At 38.9% G+C, this 19,470-nt stretch carries 17 protein-coding genes; 11 read left to right on the top strand and 6 right to left on the bottom strand.

What is annotated here, in order from left to right; all coding sequences use genetic code 11:
* Together J655_RS16275 and baeS are read right to left on the bottom strand one after the other, a co-directional pair.
* Nucleotides 1-687 carry a response regulator gene (locus J655_RS16275; RefSeq protein WP_002116101.1) on the bottom strand — a complete coding sequence of 229 codons (687 nt, stop codon included), beginning with the start codon at nucleotides 685-687 and terminating at the stop codon, nucleotides 1-3.
* A gap of 21 nt (nucleotides 688-708) precedes the next feature.
* On the bottom strand, nucleotides 709-2,367 hold the full coding sequence (gene baeS / locus J655_RS16270) for a sensor histidine kinase efflux regulator BaeS (RefSeq protein WP_032005542.1): 1,659 nt from the start codon (nucleotides 2,365-2,367) through the stop codon (nucleotides 709-711).
* A gap of 132 nt (nucleotides 2,368-2,499) precedes the next feature.
* Between baeS and J655_RS16265 the strand changes: the two genes are divergently transcribed.
* From J655_RS16265 to J655_RS16255, 3 genes are all read left to right on the top strand, one after another.
* Nucleotides 2,500-2,877, top strand: coding sequence for a hypothetical protein (locus tag J655_RS16265; RefSeq protein WP_032006070.1), 378 nt, complete (start codon nucleotides 2,500-2,502; stop codon nucleotides 2,875-2,877).
* Nucleotides 2,878-3,166: 289 nt separating this feature from the next.
* A complete protein-coding gene (locus J655_RS16260; protein ID WP_032006071.1) occupies nucleotides 3,167-4,969 on the top strand; it encodes an acyl-CoA dehydrogenase C-terminal domain-containing protein in 1,803 nt (600 codons plus the stop codon).
* A gap of 167 nt (nucleotides 4,970-5,136) precedes the next feature.
* Nucleotides 5,137-6,918 carry an acyl-CoA dehydrogenase C-terminal domain-containing protein gene (locus tag J655_RS16255; protein ID WP_032006072.1) on the top strand — a complete coding sequence of 594 codons (1,782 nt, stop codon included), beginning with the start codon at nucleotides 5,137-5,139 and terminating at the stop codon, nucleotides 6,916-6,918.
* A gap of 72 nt (nucleotides 6,919-6,990) precedes the next feature.
* On the opposite strand, the gene J655_RS16250 is transcribed toward J655_RS16255, so the two are convergent.
* A complete protein-coding gene (locus tag J655_RS16250; protein WP_081310876.1) occupies nucleotides 6,991-7,869 on the bottom strand; it encodes a LysR substrate-binding domain-containing protein in 879 nt (292 codons plus the stop codon).
* A gap of 123 nt (nucleotides 7,870-7,992) precedes the next feature.
* Between J655_RS16250 and J655_RS16245 the strand changes: the two genes are divergently transcribed.
* Together J655_RS16245 and J655_RS16240 are read left to right on the top strand one after the other, a co-directional pair.
* On the top strand, nucleotides 7,993-8,703 hold the full coding sequence (locus tag J655_RS16245) for a glutathione S-transferase family protein (protein WP_032052659.1): 711 nt from the start codon (nucleotides 7,993-7,995) through the stop codon (nucleotides 8,701-8,703).
* A gap of 160 nt (nucleotides 8,704-8,863) precedes the next feature.
* Nucleotides 8,864-9,346 carry a phosphate-starvation-inducible protein PsiE gene (locus tag J655_RS16240; protein ID WP_002116490.1) on the top strand — a complete coding sequence of 161 codons (483 nt, stop codon included), beginning with the start codon at nucleotides 8,864-8,866 and terminating at the stop codon, nucleotides 9,344-9,346.
* Between the two features lie 38 nt (nucleotides 9,347-9,384).
* On the opposite strand, the gene J655_RS16235 is transcribed toward J655_RS16240, so the two are convergent.
* Nucleotides 9,385-9,768: an RcnB family protein gene (locus J655_RS16235; RefSeq protein ID WP_032006076.1), complete on the bottom strand. Its 384-nt coding sequence runs from the start codon at nucleotides 9,766-9,768 to the stop codon at nucleotides 9,385-9,387.
* Nucleotides 9,769-9,933: 165 nt separating this feature from the next.
* Here J655_RS16235 and J655_RS16230 point away from each other — a divergent pair, with 165 nt between their 5' ends.
* Complete coding sequence (locus tag J655_RS16230; RefSeq protein WP_002116392.1) at nucleotides 9,934-10,380, top strand: hypothetical protein; 447 nt, start codon at nucleotides 9,934-9,936, stop codon at nucleotides 10,378-10,380.
* Between the two features lie 249 nt (nucleotides 10,381-10,629).
* On the opposite strand, the gene J655_RS16225 is transcribed toward J655_RS16230, so the two are convergent.
* Nucleotides 10,630-12,093 (bottom strand): phospholipase D family protein, encoded by a 1,464-nt coding sequence (locus tag J655_RS16225; protein ID WP_017482202.1) that lies wholly within the window; start codon nucleotides 12,091-12,093, stop codon nucleotides 10,630-10,632.
* Nucleotides 12,094-12,168: 75 nt separating this feature from the next.
* Nucleotides 12,169-14,244, bottom strand: a complete 2,076-nt coding sequence (znuD, locus tag J655_RS16220) for a zinc piracy TonB-dependent receptor ZnuD (RefSeq protein ID WP_017482203.1) — start codon at nucleotides 14,242-14,244, stop codon at nucleotides 12,169-12,171.
* A gap of 136 nt (nucleotides 14,245-14,380) precedes the next feature.
* Between znuD and J655_RS16215 the strand changes: the two genes are divergently transcribed.
* The 5 genes from J655_RS16215 to J655_RS16195 all read left to right on the top strand — a co-directional run bounded on the left by J655_RS16215 (nucleotide 14,381) and on the right by J655_RS16195 (nucleotide 19,457).
* Nucleotides 14,381-15,145 carry a DUF4184 family protein gene (locus J655_RS16215; RefSeq protein ID WP_017482204.1) on the top strand — a complete coding sequence of 255 codons (765 nt, stop codon included), beginning with the start codon at nucleotides 14,381-14,383 and terminating at the stop codon, nucleotides 15,143-15,145.
* 170 nt (nucleotides 15,146-15,315) lie between these two features.
* On the top strand, nucleotides 15,316-17,100 hold the full coding sequence (gene aspS / locus J655_RS16210) for an aspartate--tRNA ligase (protein WP_002116046.1): 1,785 nt from the start codon (nucleotides 15,316-15,318) through the stop codon (nucleotides 17,098-17,100).
* A gap of 147 nt (nucleotides 17,101-17,247) precedes the next feature.
* The gene (locus J655_RS16205) at nucleotides 17,248-17,466 is read left to right on the top strand and encodes a hypothetical protein (protein WP_002116556.1); all 219 of its coding nucleotides are present in this window, start codon (nucleotides 17,248-17,250) and stop codon (nucleotides 17,464-17,466) included.
* Nucleotides 17,466-18,398, top strand: coding sequence for a CgeB family protein (locus J655_RS16200; RefSeq protein WP_002116205.1), 933 nt, complete (start codon nucleotides 17,466-17,468; stop codon nucleotides 18,396-18,398). Before J655_RS16205 ends, J655_RS16200 begins: the two co-directional genes overlap by 1 nt.
* Before the next feature lie 39 nt (nucleotides 18,399-18,437).
* A complete protein-coding gene (locus tag J655_RS16195; protein ID WP_017482205.1) occupies nucleotides 18,438-19,457 on the top strand; it encodes a glycosyltransferase in 1,020 nt (339 codons plus the stop codon).
* The last annotated feature ends 13 nt before the right edge of the window (nucleotides 19,458-19,470 follow it).

Genomic DNA, 19,470 nt, shown 5'->3' with positions numbered 1-19,470 from the left:
TTACTCTTCAGGATATTCGAAGCGATAACCTACACCATAAACGGCTTGAATCCATTCATGACGGTTACCAGTTTCAGCCGCTTCACTAATTTTTCGGCGCAAGTTTTTGATATGGCTGTCAATTACACGGTCGGCAACGTCAAAACTATCTGGATTAATATGATCTAATAATTGTGCACGTGAATATACTTGCCCTACATGCTCTAAAAATAGCTCAAGTAAGCGAAATTCGGTTGGCGTTAAGCTCAATGATTTTTGTTGATACCAAATTCTTTGTTGTGCTTTATCAATTCTGAAAGAATCATTTTGCTCAGGCTCTGCCTTACGCTCTAAACGACGTAAAACAGCTTGTACACGAGCAACTAACTCTTTGGGACTAAATGGTTTACATACGTAATCATCAGCGCCCATGTTAAGACCTAATACTCTGTCAATTTCTTCGGTACGGGCAGTGACCATAATAATCGGTAAATCTGATTGTTCACGAACTTTACGGCAAATCGTTAAACCATCCATTCGTGGAACCATTAAGTCCAGAATCATCAAATTTGGTTTACGTTGCTGGAAACTCGCATAGGCATCTTGACCATCATGAAACATACTTACTTCAAAACCGGCAGCTTCAAGATAATCACGCACCAAATGCGCCAATTCGACTTCATCTTCAACCAACATCACATGTTTCATGAGATATTTTTCCTTTTATATTTAACTCTGCTTTTTAAAAGTAAGTACACAACGTAAACCACCTAATGGTGAATGTTCAAAACTGAGTGTACCACCAAGCGCCTGCGCAATCTTACAAGACAAAGCTAAACCCAGCCCTGTTCCACCTGTACTACGCGTACGCGAATCATCTACGCGATAGAAACGTTCACCTAAACGGGATAACTGCTCATCACTTAAACCATAAGGACTATCATCGACATACAAAGTCCACTCTTGAGGATTCTGACTTGTATGAATATGAATTTTGCCACCTGTTTCTGTGTAACGAATACTATTACTAATTAAATTAACAATAATCTGTTTAAAACGGTCACGGTCTAATAATAGCGGAGAACTTGTTCCTTCAACTTGAATTTCGAGACCAGCCTGCTCAAGTTTGGGTTTAAAGTTTTCAACTTCTTGTAGTACCACTTCCCATGGATTTACAGAGCTCAAATAACACTTAAGCTGCTGAGCATCTGCCTGCGCCAAGTCTGCAAGGTCTTGGGTCAATTTTTTCAAGCTTGAAACCTGACGCATCATTGCATCTAAATGTTCAGGTGTGGCTTTTCGAATCCCGTCTTGCATGGCTTCAATTTGTGCTTGCAATACAGCCAAAGGCGTTTTTAATTCATGGGACGTATCTGCCACCCATTGACGTCGTGACTCTTCATGCTGATGTAAAATCTCTGCCAAATGGTTCAATTGAGTTGATAAATCACCTAACTCATCATTTCGCTTAATAACTACTTGGTGTTGATAATTTCCTTTGGTTAATTCATTGGTTGCATTTAATAAACGCTGAATTGGCTTTTTAAAATAAGTCGCCATTAACAGTGCTGCAACTAAACTTGATAGTAAGGTTAAAGCATAGATTAAGAGTAAATAACGCTTTTGATTACTAAAGAAATTAATACTCAAAGCGTCTTCTTTATCTAAAACAGGCTTTAAACCTAAATATCCCACGACTTTATTATTTAAAATAATTGGGCGAAATGACATTTGATCTGAAGAAGGCGGTTCACCTACTACAAACTGGTGCTGCGCGTCATATAGAGATAAACGCGAACTCAACCCTAAACGGTCTGGCAAAGCGATAAAACGCTTCTTCCCATTTTGGGTTTCAATATCTTTTAAGCTTCCCTTCTTTGATTTATTTTTATCATCACTTGGGCGAAACTGATTTGCGCTTAAAGGGAAACGTAATCCTTCAAAGGGTTGATACTGTGAAGGTAAATTTTGCTCGAGTGCTCTTAATTCCTCATCACTAAAAATAGTATTTTTATTTGTCGGCGCAACTTGAGGCGAAATATTGATGAGCGCGTGTTCATCAAAAGAATGCTGCTGTATGGCAATGTCATATTGGCGACGGAGCCACCACTGCGAGAGACGGTCATAGTCATCGGGAGCCGCGGTTCCTTCGATTTGTAAAATCTGTGCCTGAATCGCATTCCCCCAATCATGGTACACCGTATAGACATCGCCAAGATTGGTAATGAGGCGGTCTAGTTTCTGCATTTCAACGTCAGCTACATATTTGGCAAAGTTCTTTTGCATTGTCCAGTGCAAAACGCTCAAGCTTGCAGTCGCAATAAGCAATGTGGTGAGCAAGACTGTCAAAAATAACCGTAATGCAATGGGAACACGTAGAACGTTCAAAAGCACTCTCTCATTTTTACCCTATATTTTGCATTGTAACCAACAACGAAAAGAAAAACTCTCCATTGTTTCTACATCTTTATTATCTAATCTTTAAGACATCAGAAAACACAACATTAAAGGTCTTTAAATATGAAAATGACGGCAAAAATTGCATTATTCAGTGCGGCAATTGTAACAATGGGAAGTTTGGCTGCGTGTCAATCGACAACTCAACCACCTAAACCAGAGCATGGAATGATGCAAGATGGCCCACGTGAGGGTCACCACCGTATGAAGCACCGTGAGTTCACTCCAGAACAAAAAGCTGCATGGGAACAGCATCGAGCAGAACGTCAAGCTCGCTTTGAACAAATTCAAAAAGCATGTGATGGTAAAGCGAATGGACAAACAGTAAATGTTCAAGTTGGAGATAAGACACTTGAAGGTACTTGTAACCTTCGTTTTGAACCAAAGCGTCCTCAACCACCAGTTAACGCTCCTGCTCCTGCACCAGTTCAAGCAAAATAATTCTAAAAATCATAAAACAAAAGGCGCCTATAGGCGCCTTTTGTTTATACATAAGTGTTTACGATTTTGACTATTTGTATCATATAAACATAACCAAAAGTATTTACACTCAAAGCACTTACATAGTTTCAGCATTTTTTTCTTGACTTTGCAGTCACAAAGTAAAGGTCCTGAGGTGCTTGTACAGTTATGCAAGTTGTTGCACGATGTAATAGTCCAAGGTGCCTCATGGCACATTATCATAGATTAAGATTATAACTCTGGTTTCACCAGTATTGAGGAACCCGATATGCCACAATACAAAGCGCCCTTACGTGATATGCAATTCGTTTTGCATGAATTATTAAATGCTGAAGAACACTATGCAAAATTACCTGATTTCCAAGGTAACGTAAGCCGTGAATTGGTTGATCAATATTTAGAAGCTGCGGCGGACTTCTGTGAAAATGAGCTTTCTCCTTTAAACCAAGTTGGCGACCGCGAAGGTTGTACTTGGAATGATGGCGTAGTTACCACTCCAACAGGTTTTAAAGAAGCTTATCAAAAGTATATTGAACTTGGCTTTCCGTCTTTATCAGCAGAAGAACAATACGGTGGTCAGGCATTACCTAACTCTTTAGGTATCGCAATTTCTGAAATGGTAGGTAGCTCTAACTGGGCATGGGGCATGTACCCAGGTTTGTCTCACGGAGCTGTACGTACATTAGAGCATCACGGTTCTGATGAACAAAAAAATACTTACTTACCAAACCTTGTTTCAGGTGTTTGGACGGGTACGATGTGCTTAACTGAGTCTCACGCAGGTTCAGACTTGGGTATTATCCGTTCTAAAGCAGAACCAAATGCTGATGGTAGCTATGCAATCTCTGGCGAGAAAATCTTTATCTCTGCTGGTGAACATGACATGGCTGAGAACATCATCCATATCGTTCTTGCTCGCCTACCTGGTGCACCAAAAGGTACTAAAGGTATCTCATTATTCATCGTTCCTAAATTCAATGTAAATGCAGATGGATCTATTGGCGAACGTAATGCGGTACGTTGTGGTTCTATCGAACACAAAATGGGTATTCATGGTAACGCGACTTGTGTCATTAACTTTGACCAAGCTAAAGGTTACTTGATTGGACCTGAAAACCGTGGTTTGAACTGTATGTTCACCTTCATGAACACAGCACGTATTGGTACTGCTGTTCAAGGTTTAGCAGCGTCTGAATCATCTTTCCAAGGTGCGTTGACTTACGCGAAAGAACGTTTAGCAATGCGTTCACTTTCTGGTCCTAAAGCTCCAGAAAAAGAAGCAGACCCTATTATCGTTCACCCTGCTGTTCGTAACATGCTTTTAACTCAAAAAGCGTTTGCTGAAGGTGGTCGTGCTCTTGTTTACTTACTTGCTCAATACGCAGATATCGTTGAAAAGGGCGAAACTGAAGAAGAGCGTAAGTTTGCTGACAACATCTTGTCTTTATTGACTCCAATTGCAAAAGCATTCTTAACTGAAACAGGTTCTGAATCTGCTAAGCACGGTGTACAAGTCTTCGGTGGTCATGGCTTTATTTCTGAGCATGGCATGGAGCAAATCGTACGTGATACACGTATTGCTTGCTTATACGAAGGTACAACTGAAATTCAAGCACTTGATTTGTTAGGTCGTAAAGTATTGCAAACTCAAGGTGCAATGCTACGTGACTTCACTAAGATCATCCATAAATTCGTAGAAGCAAACAAAGACAACGCTGCTATAAAAGAATTTGTTGAACCGCTTGCGGCGCTTAACAAAGAATGGGGCGATCTTACTATGCAAATCGGTATGCGTGCGATGCAAAACCCAGATGAAGTCGGTGCTGCTGCTGTAGATTACCTATACTTCGCAGGTTATATCACTTTAGCTTACCTATGGGCTCGTATGGCGCTTGTAGCACAAGAGAAATTAGCAGAAGGTACAACCGATGTTGACTTCTACAATGCGAAAGTAACTACTGCTCGTTTCTACTTCAAGAAAATCTTGCCACGTGTACGTTCTCACGTAGATGTGATCGCTGGTGGTCTAGATCCATTAATGTCATTAGACGCTGAACATTTCGCTTTCTAACCATAGTTAGTTGCGATATGCAATGTTAAAAAACAAAAAAGGACTGCTCAGTTTTGACGGTCCTTTTTTTATAAAATCAATGATAAATTTACACTTTAAATTCCATATCCATTTCGTTTTACAGGATATCTAGCACAGGCCAATGTGCACAAAAAAGGTGAACGATTATGCCAATTTACAATGCTCCTTTAGCTGATATGAAATTCATCTTAAATGATGTATTTAAAGCAGAACAATTTTGGCAGTCTAATGAGAAACTCGCTCATGTAGATGCTGCAATAGCTGAAGCAATTTTAGAAGAAATGGCTAAATTTGCTCAGAACGTGACTCATCCATTAAACCGTACTGGTGATGAAGAAGGTGCTCGCTATGAAAACGGCGAAGTATTCACACCAGCTGGTTTTAAAGATGCATTTCGTCAATATGCAGAAGGTGGTTGGATTGGCTTAGGTGCCGATGAGGAATGGGGCGGTCAAGGCATGCCAAAAATGCTCACCGTTCTTTCTGATGAAATGTTATTTGCGACTAACCCATCTTTCATGCTTTACCCGCTTCTTTCAGTAGGTGCTGGTATGGCTTTAAGCAGCTACGCATCTCAAGAACAAAAAGAAACTTATTTACCTAAGATTTATTCAGGTGAATGGTCAGGTACCATGTGCTTAACCGAGCCACATGCAGGTACTGACTTAGGGATTATCAAAACTAAAGCAGAACGTAATGAAGACGGTACTTATAACATTACAGGTACTAAAATTTTCATTACTGGCGGTGACAACGATTTAGCAGAAAACATCATTCACTTGGTACTTGCTAAAACTCCAGATGCCCCTGCTGGTTCACGTGGTATCTCGTTATTTATCGTACCGAAATACCTTGTAAATGAAGATGGTTCTTTAGGCGACCGTAACCATGTTGGTCCAGGTTCTATTGAACATAAAATGGGTATCAAGGCATCTGCAACTTGTGTGATGAACTTTGATGGAGCTAAAGGTTACCTCGTTGGTAAAGAAAACGAAGGCCTTGCTGCAATGTTCGTTATGATGAACTACGAACGTTTATCAATGGGTATTCAAGGTTTAGGTGCATCTGAATTTGCTTATCAAAATGCTGCTCAATACGCGACTGACCGTTTACAAGGTCGTAGTGCAGCTGGTGTTCAATCACCAAACAAACCTGCTGACAGCATTTTAGTGCATGGTGATGTACGTCGTATGTTGTTAAATGTACGTGCCAATAATGAAGCATCTCGTGCATTTGCTGTCTATGTAGGTCAACAACTCGATATTACTAAATTCTCAACTGATGCAGCAGCAGTGAAAAAAGCCAATGACCGTGTTGCGCTTTTAACTCCAATTGCAAAAGCTTACCTCACAGATACCGCATTCCAAGCAACTTTAGATGCTCAAATGGTTTTTGGTGGTCACGGTTACATCCGTGAATGGGGTATGGAACAATGTATTCGTGACCTTCGTATTGCTCAAATCTACGAAGGAACCAACGGCGTTCAGTCTCAAGATTTAATTGGTCGTAAAACCATTAAGTGTGGCGGCGCTTTCATTGCTGAATACATCACTGAAATCCGTGACTTTGCAAATGACCTAGACACTGACTTGAACTTCATTAAAGATGCAACTTTAGATGCTGCAACTGAAATTGAAGCAATCACTCAGTTTATTATTGAGCAAGCTGCTGAAAATGTAGAGTTCCCGAACTCAGCTGCGGTTGATTATTTACATGCGGTTGGTTTACTCAGCTTCTCATATATGTTTGCAAAAATTGCTGCCGCTGCTAAAGATAAGTCTGGTGATTTCTATCAGAACAAACTTGCTTTGGCTCAGTACTTTGTTGAACGTATCTTGCCGGATATTGATGCGCGTATTGCTAAAATCAAAGCTGGTTCTGACTTAATTATGGGCTTTAGTGAAGATTACTTTACAAATCAAGCTTAATTAAGCTCTTTATAAAAAACGCCTGAATAATCAGGCGTTTTTTTATTTCTAATCATAAAAGATAGATAGCTTTTAAGTTTTTAATTTCTCGACCAAGAAGTCAGCAGTAATATTGACACTGGGTAAAAGCCCTCGTCTTGTCAACATCAATAAACTTGTCGTTACGCTACCAGAAGACCAGTCTGGCAAAACATGAATTAAGCTACCCTCAGATAGTTCATTCATACAAAAAGTTTCAGGTAAAAGCGTAATACCCAATCCCCTTTTTGCAGCCCCCTTTAAGATCTCCGACTCATTTGCTACAAAGCGGATGTTTGGACGTACTATCTCTTTCTGACCATTTATATTTTGAAAATGCCATGGATTCATTTGCAATTCAGGCCATAAGCCTTCGTGTTTAAGCAAATCTTCTGGTGTATGTATAGGAGCCGATTTCATTAAGTAGGTAGGCGCTACAACAGCAATGATTTTATCATTTTTAAGCACACGTTGAATTAATCCAGAATCCGGCAATGGTTGAAAATGACTAAGGATCACAATATCAAAGTTTTCACTCATAACATCAACGTAACGATCAGTTACCTCTACTTGTAATAACAGCTTAGGATAACGTTCTGCAAGTTCAGGCAAACAATCAGATAGAAGATACTGAGCAATGGGTACAGAAGCACTGAGCCTGACTACACCACTTGGCTCTTGTTGTTGTATTAATAAATTTTCTTCTGCGTAACGAAACTCATCTACTGCATTTTTGGCATGTTGATAAAACAGTTTTCCTGATTCGCTTAAGACAAAACTACGTGAACTACGATGAATTAACGTTAAGCCCAGCTTATTTTCTAATATTGCAACACGCTTACTAATAGTTGATTTAGGTAAATTGAGCTGTTTAGCTGCGGCAGAAAATCCTTGATGCTCTACAGCAACAACAAAGAGATAAACATCATTCAAGTTTTGTCTAAGTAGCATTCTTCAATGTCCATATATGTAGACAATAAGTTTCATAATACCTGACTACTAGAAACTTTTCTGTCGACTTATGATGATTTTACACATCAAAAAAGAGTAATCATCATGTCAACTTTCACTTTATTTTATGGCGTACCTTCTGGATGTTCATTTGGTTCAATAGTTGCATTGGAATGGTCAGGTTTACCATATCAACTCTGTAGAATCGAGATGCCAGCTCAATGCAACACCGAGGAATACCGCCAAATTAATCCAGTCGGTGAAACGCCTGCACTGCTCTACGATAATGGTAAAGTTTTAACGGAAAGCATAGCTATCTTGAACCATGTCATGGCAAAAAGCCTGAATGCGGCTTTTCATTATGAACAAGGAACAGAACAATTTAATATGTTTAATCAGAAACTAGCTTTTTTGAATACGACTTTATTCAATGCATTTAGCCCACTCTGGTATAGCCTTGAACACTCGTCCTCAGAAAGTAATAAACAAGCATTACGTGAATATGGAGCAGCCCAAGTTAAAAGAGCATTTACAGCTTTAGAGAATAGCCTGATAAATCAAACTTGGTTAATGGGCGATCAATTGTCTTTTGTGGACGGATACTACGCAGGTATCGCACGATGGTTGAAATATCATAATGTTATTGATATTGATCAATTTCCAAACTGCAAACGACTTTATGAACAATTACAGAATGAGGCAGCAGTTAAATTTGCACATGCAATTGAACAAGAACAGTCAACAAAGAGTATAAGCAACTTTTTAGGTCATATTGGATTTGAAGATGTCATTCAACAATATAAAAACTTGAAATAGACTTTGTATTTATAGTGGATATCACCTTACTACCTGAGTTGAATTAAATCTTCATAAAAACGCCTGAATAATCAGGCGTTTTTATTTTGTATTTACTATTTCCATTGGCACAAAATTTGTTTAATTTCTAAACATTACGAAGTAAACAAAAGATCTTATTATGCCTGATCCTAAAAAATACGAACGAATACTCGACCGTTTCGGACATTACGCCGTAGAAGCCTTCCATTATTTAGCCTTATTCATTATCGGGTGTATGGTGGCATGGTCGGCAGCCAATACGGTTTTTGAAATTCTGACCGTCAAAAAGTATGCTTCAATTGATGATATTTTATTATTATTTATTTACTTAGAGCTTGGAGCAATGGTTGGAATTTACTTTAAAACCAACCATATGCCTGTACGTTTTCTTATTTATGTCGCGATTACAGCCTTAACCCGTCTACTCATTTCAGATATTCAACATGACCACAAAGCGGATATTGATCAAGTCATTATTACGGGCTCAATTTTGATTTTAGCTTTATCTATTTTAGTCGTCCGATTTGCTTCATGGCACTACCCATCAGTGATGAAAGAGAAACATGCAAAAACTTCTAATAATTTGAAAACCCCTCAACCGCAAGATGACGAATTAGCATAGAAAAAGGCCTCAATATTGAGGCCTTTTTATTTTTACGTTTAACGAACTCGGTAAATGTTGTGTCTTGAGTCTACTAATAAGTATTGATTAGGTGTTTTAACCCAGTGGTATCCACGTGGTGGCGCGTATAAACGGTGCGCTCTCCAGTCCGAAACATAATAACGGCTATGGCGATATTGGGTAGGAATACGTTCACCACGTTTAAAAGCAACATAGTTACCATAATGCTTACCACGATCAGCATTTGACCACTGTGGAGCGCGGTGATCATTACGATAATCATGACGACGGTCATCACGATGCTCATATCGATCATAGTTTTTACCATGGTCATTGTTCCAACGGTGTCCAGAATCGGCCATCGCGGTAGCTGATATACCTAACATTAATGTCGAAAGTACAAGAACGATTGGCTTTTTCATGGCCTATTTCCTTTTAATCTTGATATGAAGCTAGATTAAAAGAGACTCAAGGAGAAACCATGAATAAAACCGCTTTGATTGCTAAACTTTGTAATGACTATAAAGAAAATATGAAGAATCTGTATCTGTGCTACCATTAGCATTTTTCAAACTAGGTCAATTGCTGTGTCTGAAATCAGTTTTGAGCGTCTTCATCAATTTTTTTGCAAAGTTCCAAGTGTACAAGAAGCCCGTATTATGGCTCATGGAGCAGATGGCGAACATGCTTGGTGGTTTAAGTTCAGTATTGACGTAGAGCATGCACTTGCATGGCAAACAGTTCAAGAATTAGGTCATGTTTTAAATTATCTATCGACAAATGAACGCCTACCCACATTATTCTTCCCTGTTTCACCGCCACCTTACATGAATGGTGAAGCCAAAGATTTTTTATCATGGATTATTCAATGTAACCATCCTGAATTTTCTCCCGATGTGGTCTGTGATTGGCTTGAAGCGCGTTTGCCAAATCCTGTTGACGACGAGTCACAGTGGAAAATTAAGACGGATTTGAGTGAAATCGAAAAACTTGATGATAAAGCGTTGGATCAATTGATTCCGCCAGCGCCTTAAAATATTCAAAGTTTTACTCTCTATTTTTAATTAGCACGACGGGGTCTTACCGCTTTAAGTTCCACTTGTAGTAGCTAATTCGTTACTTTGGTTTCGCCCAAAGTAACCAAAAGCATTTGTCATCCACAAAACCTGTTCACTGTTTTCGTTTATCTAATTTTATTGCAAAAACAATTTAATCGCAGATTTTGGGCAGGTTGTGGATGACTCTAGGCACAGCCATTTTTTAGGAAACTCCAAAGATAGTGATTAAAAAGTCGATAACCCTGACCATTCCATAAAACGGTAAATCCAATACTTCACTTTAGACTCATCTGCATACTTCGCATAGTCCACGCTCATCTGTTTATCTTTTAGGTTTGACCACGAGGTATTGAAGTAATCTTGCGCATCTTTAAAAACTTGATCTTGAACTTTGCCAATGACCAACATATCCGTTTCAAGGTTATAATTTTTTAAATTACGGGCCGTAAAGTTGGCAGATCCTACAATCAACTCAGCTTGTTGGGTGTTATATTTCAAAATCATTTTGCTATGGTTCTGCTCGCCATGAGTATCACACCAACGGATTGGAATACCGACAGCATGCAACTCTGAAGCCACCTGACGGTTTGGAATACCATTCTTTTGTCGACCAAATGCATCTTTATTTGGATCGAGTAAAACACGAACAATAACACCTCGTTCTTGAGCACTTTTTAGAGCTTTAATAATCTTACGTTCAGACAAATAGAACATACTTAAATCAAGATGCTCTTTCGGCTTCGCTGAATTAATCAATTTCAATACAGATTGATAAATTGCGCCTTCAGTTAACACCTGCACTTGAGGCTTGCTAACGTCTTTTTCAAAGTCACCTAAAATGAGCGATGGAGAGCTACTGCCTGATATTTGTGCAACGGCAGCTTCAGTTTGGAGAACATCAGCAGCTGTCGCCCCGGTTACAACTAACGCGACATTAGAATGTCTAGAGCTGCCATCATGTGGATTTGCTGAGGTCACCAATGACTTCCAACCAGCATCGGTATCGACCACAACAGTCTTACGGTGATTGGCCTTAAAATTAAATAAGTTTAGATAGCTGCGCAGTGTAATTTTTTCATCACCGAATGGATTCGGTAACCAGCCCATTTCAGGGTTATTGCCAATATTTTGACAGCAGATGTACCAGAAGCCAGACCAAAACGGGTTAGAAGCACGCAAAGGGACTAAATTCGTTTCAATCACATCAACACCTGCCTGACGTAACTGACGGTAGTGTTCAGGGCTGATACCACCGTATACCGAGTTAATCGGGTCGGTAATCATAACGATCTGAATTTGGCGGTTCTGTCTTTTCTTACTTACTAATGCATCGGTTAGCTCTTGCATTAATGGTCTTTGCTTGAGTTTTGAGTCACCCACTTCTGAATTAAACAAGAACATATCCACCACAATCGTGGTTTTTGCCTCATCAATCATTTTCAAAATTTCATCAAAAATATGCTGGTCAACCTGCTGGTGTCCTTTCGTATCTAGATAGGTTTTATCAGCTAAAAATTTGACATCGGCATGTCTAAGCTTGCCACTAAAGTTAATCCCTTGTGGTAATGGTTTTACTGTGTGGTAAATCGCTGATGCAAGATATGCAATAGCAACAACGCAAAGTAATACCGCCATATAACGACGCCCTGACCAATTTATTTTTTGATGAATTCGTTGAAAAATACGCATAAAAAAGACCTAACTTGATGCTTTCAAATTAGGCCTTTTGGATTGATTTTTCAAGTTTAGTTTCGTGTTAAAACCTTAGAAACTAAAATCAACACCTACAGTAAAATTACGTCCAACTTGTGGAATATTTGATAAGAATGAAGCATGTTGATAAACCGTGTCATCTAACAAGTTATTTGCTTTCATATAAACACGGTAATCAGTTTTTGCACCATATTGTCCAGAGTATGCTATGCCAAGATTAAGCATGTTGTAGCCTTCAGTTTCGGTCTCGTAAGCTGCAATCTTATCTTGGTTAAAGACATGGTAGTACTCGGCAGAACCACTAAAACCATCACCAAAATCTGCATCGACTTTAGTACCTAAACGTCCTGCTGGAATACGTGGAGCATTACCTTCTGCATCAATTTTACCGCGCACATAATCACCAAAAGCACTGATCTTGTACATTGGGGTAATTTGATAACCAATTTCACCCTCTGCACCATAGAAGCGTGCTTTATCTTGAGTGTATTGAACTAAACGGAAGTCTTTATAACGGTCAAGGGTTTGCGCATAGATGTAGTCATCAAACCAGTTATGGTACACATGAAGATGATAATCAAGTTTGTCATTATCAAAATGCAAACCTAACTCAACATTATTCGATTTTTCCTTACTGAGTTGATCATTTCCTAACTCATAAGTATTCGTCGCAAAATGTCCACCATTTGCATATAACTCTTGAGCTAAAGGCAAACGCTCTTGATGTGAAGCGACAAAAGAAAGTTTATAGTTCGGTGCAAACTCCCAATTCGCAGCACCTGCGTAAGAGAATGCCGAACCATCAAAATCCTGTTTAGAGTTGTCGTCTACATCAATTTCTTGCTGATCTGCACGGGCAGAAAGCTCAAAATGTACGTCTTTCCATTGTTTATGTTCTAAAGCAAATACGCTCCACTTTTTGGTAGTGGTCGGAGCCATAAATGCTTCTTCGCCAGTTAAATCTAATTTCTGTTGACCTAACTGTGCGCCAATTACGCCTTCCCAACTTGCAATCGGGTTATGTACTAACTCAATACGACCATCATAGCCTTTGTTTTGGAATCGGGTCGCAATTGTTCCCTCTTCAATTTCATCATGCTGATAGTCAGTATAGCTTGCTTGCGCACGTAACTTTTGGAAGCCTGCAAATGGATCATTTAACTCGGTTTTAAAATCGTAACGCTCAGATTTTAAATCAATCCATGGGCCGCCATGTTCGTGTTCATGTTCTTCATGCTCATGATCGTGACCTTCTTCACCCTCTTCATGTTCATGGTCTCCACAATGCAAATGCGGTCTTCCACCTAGATGAGCGCTACAACTTTCGTATTCATGGCTATGCCCCGGTAAGCCATATTGATCACGACGGTTGCTATAAGAAATACCCGTATAACCACGGTCATAAATCCAAGATAGACCAACATTAACCGAGTCTCCCTGCGCAAAAGTATTGTCTACACGGCGCTCTTTTTCACCTTCATGAATATAATTGGGAGCAATATAATTATTCGCATCACGAGTTAACCCCTCAACACGTAAAGCAACTTGGCTGCCCAAGCCAACAGTTACGCCAGCGCTCACCAGTTTTTCATCACTTCCAGTGTTGTAACGTAAGCCAACTTGTCCTTCATAACCATTTTCAGGCATTTGCGTAGGGATCTTGTTATCAATGACGTTGACTAAACCACCGACAGTCCCCGCACCAAACAGTAAAGTTGAAGGGCCGCGAATTACTTCGACTTGTTTCGCAAGCACAGGATCTACAGTGACAGCGTGGTCAGGAGACAAGGTCGAGACATCAATATTTTCTGATGAATTTTGCAGTACTTTAACGCGTGGCCCATCTTGTCCACGGATGACTGGACGACTCGAACCAGCCCCAAACTGATTCGCGTAAATTCCGACTTCACTACTGAGTGCATCCCCAATGGTAGCAGCGCCTTGCGACAGATGCTTTTGATCAACAACAGTATCTGCCACAGCAAAATCTTGTGAAGTTTGCTCAAGTGGATGAGCCTTAATTCGAATGGTTTCTAGCTTTTCAACATTTTCACTTTCTGCTGCAAACGAAGGTACCGATATGACAGCTAAAATGGATAAGGTCAAAATATTTTTATAGAACAACATGAGGTGATTCTCTGATCGCTACGCCTTTTGTTTTGTTATATTATAACATTTCAGTCTTTTTGCAATAAAAAACATTTCCAATCGGCTGATTCGTTAGACTGGGCAATTAAATGATGTGAGTAATCTCTGTTTTATAATGCCTTTTACAATCTCTCATGCCGTTATAGCTCCTCCTCTTTCAAAGCTTAGCCGAAATACTTTACCAGTTGCAGCTCTAGCAATTGGAAGTATGACACCCGATCTTTACCGCTTATTTACAATGCAATCAGGTATGTTGACACATCAATGGAAAGGCCTGATTTATCCCAACCTTGCCTTAGGCTTCATTTTTTGTGCTATTTGGTACTTTCTATATCGACCTGTAATTTACCGTTTTTTCGGCATTCAGCATGATCTTGGCCTCAACTCTTTAAAACGTATTTTTTTATTTTTGGTTGGAACATTACTCGCACTTACTTTAGGAATTGCAACACATTTAATATGGGATGGTCTAACACACTCAGACTTTCGGACTTTTGTATTTAAAGATGTATTAGCAACAAATATTCACCTTTTAGGACACCCCTATCCCTTACATCGTCTTTTGCAGTTAGGCTCCTCTGCTCTTGCCTTACCTTTTATTGTTTGGATGTGTGTTCACTATTATCAGCGCTATAAACAACACTGGAAAGTAAGTAAAAAAATTAAAATTTTTGCATGGTGTCTGTTGTTTTTATCTACAGTGTTAGGCCTATTTTCTTTTTGGGATTATGCCCGCTACATTCCTCATGAAGTTTGGCATGCCGATACCTATTATTTCACGGGCCGCTCCATTAATGAATTTATGCAAGGTTGGTTAAGTACTTTTAGCTTAGGATGCTTACTATTCTTGATTTTAGATCGACAACAAAGAATGGGATGAATAACTAAAATCGCTGCCAAATTGCTCATTTTCAGGTTAATTTCTGCGGTTTTTTGATCTAGTTCTTGTGACAAACCATCCAACAAGGCATAATCGAAAACTTACTTTTTTGACGGTGCGCGGTTTACGCATCCGTCCTTTCAGCCAATATAGTTTGGATAATCTTCATCATGATGCGAACTCATTACTGTGGCTCTTTAACTGAAGCCCAAATCGACCAGACCGTTACACTATGCGGTTGGGTACATCGTCGCCGTGACCATGGCGGTGTTATTTTCCTTGATATGCGTGACCGTGATGGTCTCGTTCAAGTGGTTATTGACCCAGATACTCCAGAAGCATTTGCAACAGCAGATAAAGCACGTTCTGAATATGTATTAAAAATTACAGGTCGTGTTCGTCGCCGTTATGAAGGTACTGAAAACCAAAATATGGTGAGTGGTCAAATCGAAGTTTTAGGCAAAGAAATCGAAGTTCTTGCTGCTTCTGAAACTCCGCCATTCCCGTTAAATGATGACACGATTAACGTGTCAGAAGAACACCGTTTAAAATATCGTTTCTTGGACATCCGTCGTCCAGAAATGTTAGATCGCTTACGTTTCCGTTCTAAAGTAACTAACTTGATCCGTAATTATTTAGACGATCACGGTTTCTTAGACGTTGAAACTCCGATTTTAACTCGTGCAACTCCTGAAGGCGCGCGTGACTATTTAGTACCAAGTCGTGTACAAAATGGTAGCTTCTACGCACTTCCACAATCACCGCAATTGTTTAAACAATTATTGATGGTGGGTGGTATTGATCGTTACTACCAAATCGCGAAATGTTTCCGTGATGAAGACTTACGTGCTGACCGTCAGCCAGAATTCACTCAAATCGACATTGAAACATCGTTCTTAAACGACGATGAAATCATGGATTTGATGGAAGGCATGACTGTTAAATTATTTAACGACTTGCTTGGCGTAAAATTTGAAAAATTCCGCCGTATGCCATATAGCGAAGCAATGCGTGACTATGCATCTGACAAACCAGATTTGCGTATTCCGTTGAAACTCGTTGACGTTGCAGACTTAATGCAAGAAGTAGAGTTCAAAGTATTTGCTGGCCCTGCAAAAGATCCTAAAGGTCGTATTGTTGCTTTACGTGTTCCTGGTGCAGCTTCATTGCCACGTAGTGCAATCGATGAATACACCAAATTCGTTGGCATCTATGGTGCTAAAGGTTTAGCGTACATTAAAGTTAATGAACTCGCTAAAGGAATTGAAGGTCTTCAATCTCCAATCGTGAAATTCATTGAACCGATTGTACTTGAACTGTTGGAACGTGTTGGCGCACAAGATGGCGATATCGTATTCTTCGGTGCTGATAAAGCTAAAGTTGTAAATGACGCAATGGGTGCGCTTCGTGTCAAGATTGGTCACGATTTGAATCTTTCAACTTGTGAGTGGGCTCCACTTTGGGTTGTTGACTTCCCAATGTTTGAAGAAACTGACGATGGTAAATGGACTTCTGTTCACCACCCATTCACACTACCTAAATCTAGCGTAGAAGACGTGAAGAGCAATCCAGGTGAAGCACTTTCTGTTGCTTACGACATGGTATTGAATGGTACTGAAGTTGGCGGTGGTTCACTTCGTATTTACACATTAGAAATGCAAAAAGCGATTTTTGAAGCGCTTGGTATTTCTGATGAAGAAGCAGAAGAGAAATTCAGCTTCTTACTTAACGCGCTTCGTTATGGTGCTCCTCCTCACGGTGGTTTGGCATTTGGTCTTGACCGTTTAGTTATGCTTATGACTGGCGCGACTTCAATTCGTGACGTTATTGCGTTCCCGAAAACTAAGACTGCTGAATGTCCACTTACTCAAGCACCTGCTCCTGTTGAAGCAAACCAGCTTCGTGACTTGGGTATCCGCCTACGTGAAAAGCCAAAAACTGAAGAATCTAAATAATTTTTAGATTTTCTCAATAAGAAACCCTGCTTATGCAGGGTTTCTTATTAGACAGTATTAAACAAACATTCAATTTTCATAAGCTATGCTTTGCGAAAAAGCACGTCAGTGGCATAATAGGCTGCTTTTAATTAAGAGGTCAGCTTTATGGCTATGCGCCCTGATGTACGTCGACATGCTTTAGTCGTGATTGTATTCTCCCTCGCACAATGGTTTTTCATGCGCTATATTCTTGCAAATGAATTATTTAACATGACTACAAATCAACGTATTTTATTTTTCTGTGTAAGTAGCTTGGTTGGTGCATTGCTCATTTTTGTTGCATTGATTTATATGGTTTTAAAAGGAAATGCGGACAAAGAGTAATGCAAAAGAAATTACTCATTCTTGGTAAACGTGGGGGTATATTGCAATGGTTCGAAAATATTCTTGCCACTTCTCACCGACACCCTAATTATGTGATTCAAGGCTTTGCTTTAAATCACAATAATACCTGTGAACGATTTCTTAAGAAAATTTTACCAAATAAAGATATATATACAGCTAATTTACTAAAGAAAAAGTTACAAACATTTCAGCCCGATCTAATATTGATTGCCGATCTCTTTTATTTTAATGATTATCTACTAGAAGTTTTAGCTGACTTTCCATGCAAAAAAGCTCATTGGATCGGAGATTTTTTTGATTCAAGGCTAAAAAAAACAAAAGAAATTATTGACTTATACTGCTTTACCGACTTCAGTTTTATTAAAGATGCTAAAGATATAGGATTAGATCATTCAATCTACCTTCCACTAGCTTACAATCCTGAAATCTTTTTTCCGAAGGATGAACAAAAAAATGACAGACTTTTATTTGTAGGAGCTTGGTCTCCTGACAGACAAGAACTAATTGAACGAATTCCGCTCCCAATTACTATTTATGGTAAAGGCTGGAATAATCTTGTAAAAAATGACAGTATTATTCATCCACATAATATTAGTCTACCCAATGTCGCTGAACTTTACCGTAAACATAAGTATGTTCTTAACCTCATTAATAAAGTAAATATACGACAAGGCATGAATATGCGTTGTTTTGAAGCACCTGCTTGCGGTTGCATTTTAGTCAGTGAATATGTAAAAGATCTTGAATTTGCATTCAGCATAGAAAATGAAATTATAACTTTTTCAGACCCTTCCGAACTGCAAAGCAAACTCAAAGAAAATTCTATTAATCCCTTACTAGCAATGGACAAGGTTCAACGAGATCATACCTATAAAAATAGGATAGATACGATTGTTGACCTATTGCTTTAAGAGTATCGTTACCAGTATTCATGTTATAGGTTCTACTCAGTGTTTGTTAGTATCATTGTCCCAAGTTATAATCATGCTCAATATTTAGAAGAAAGAATTAATAGTATTCTTAATCAAAGCTATTCACAATTTGAATTAATCCTTTTAGATGATTTGTCACCAGATCATAGCGCTAAAATTTTAGAAAAATACCGAAAACATCCTAAAGTTTCTCATTGCATTATCAATGAAAAAAATTCAGGCTCCACCTTCTACCAATGGAACAAAGGGATGCATTTAGCGAAAGGAGAGCTGATCTGGATTGCTGAATCCGATGATATAGCAGATCCTCGTTTTTTAGAAAAATTAGTACCACAGTTTGAGAAAAACCACAATTTAGTACTGGCGTATAGCCAATCATATCGAATGAACGCTAAAGGAGAAATAACTGGTTCTTGGAAAGATTTTACAGATCAAGTAGACCCAAAACTTTTCGAAAACAACTTTGAAATGAAAGGGCTTGAATATATAGAAAAATTTTTAAATACTCAAAATACTATTCCTAATGCGAGTGGGGTTATTTTCAAAAAACAAACTTACTTTGATGTGGGAGGGGCTAACCCGAGCTTACGCTTCATTGGCGATTGGGAAATTTGGGCAAAGATCGTAACACAAGGCGATATTTTTTTTACTCATGAATGTTTAAACTATTTTCGTTATCATAATACAAGCGTTATTGCGCAGGCAAAAAAGAAAAAAGATCATTTTGAAGTTAGACGTCAAGTCATTTTGTTCCGCCAAAGCATGTCACAGTTTTTAAAAGCCTATTCCCATCAACATCCAGAAGCGAATAAGGCTTATCAAATTAACCAAAGATGTCTATCAAAAGAATTAAGAAAAAATGCTTCTTTAGCTATTCGTCGTCGTTATTATAATCGGATTATGCCAACCTGTATAACAGCGCTGGAGACTTTACCTTTCTACATTGTACCTATTTATATTCTAAAACTACTTATACAACTTATTTTATCAATTTGCTTCGTTGCTCCTTATAAAGCATTATTAAAGCAAACAAAATAAAAAAGAGGAGATT

The organism is Acinetobacter sp. 1294243 (assembly GCF_000588015.1).
In the GTDB taxonomy this organism is placed as follows: Bacteria; Pseudomonadota; Gammaproteobacteria; order Pseudomonadales; family Moraxellaceae; genus Acinetobacter; species Acinetobacter pittii.
Note: the sequence above shows the minus strand (reverse complement) of the source record. Positions and strands in the feature narration are given on the sequence as shown.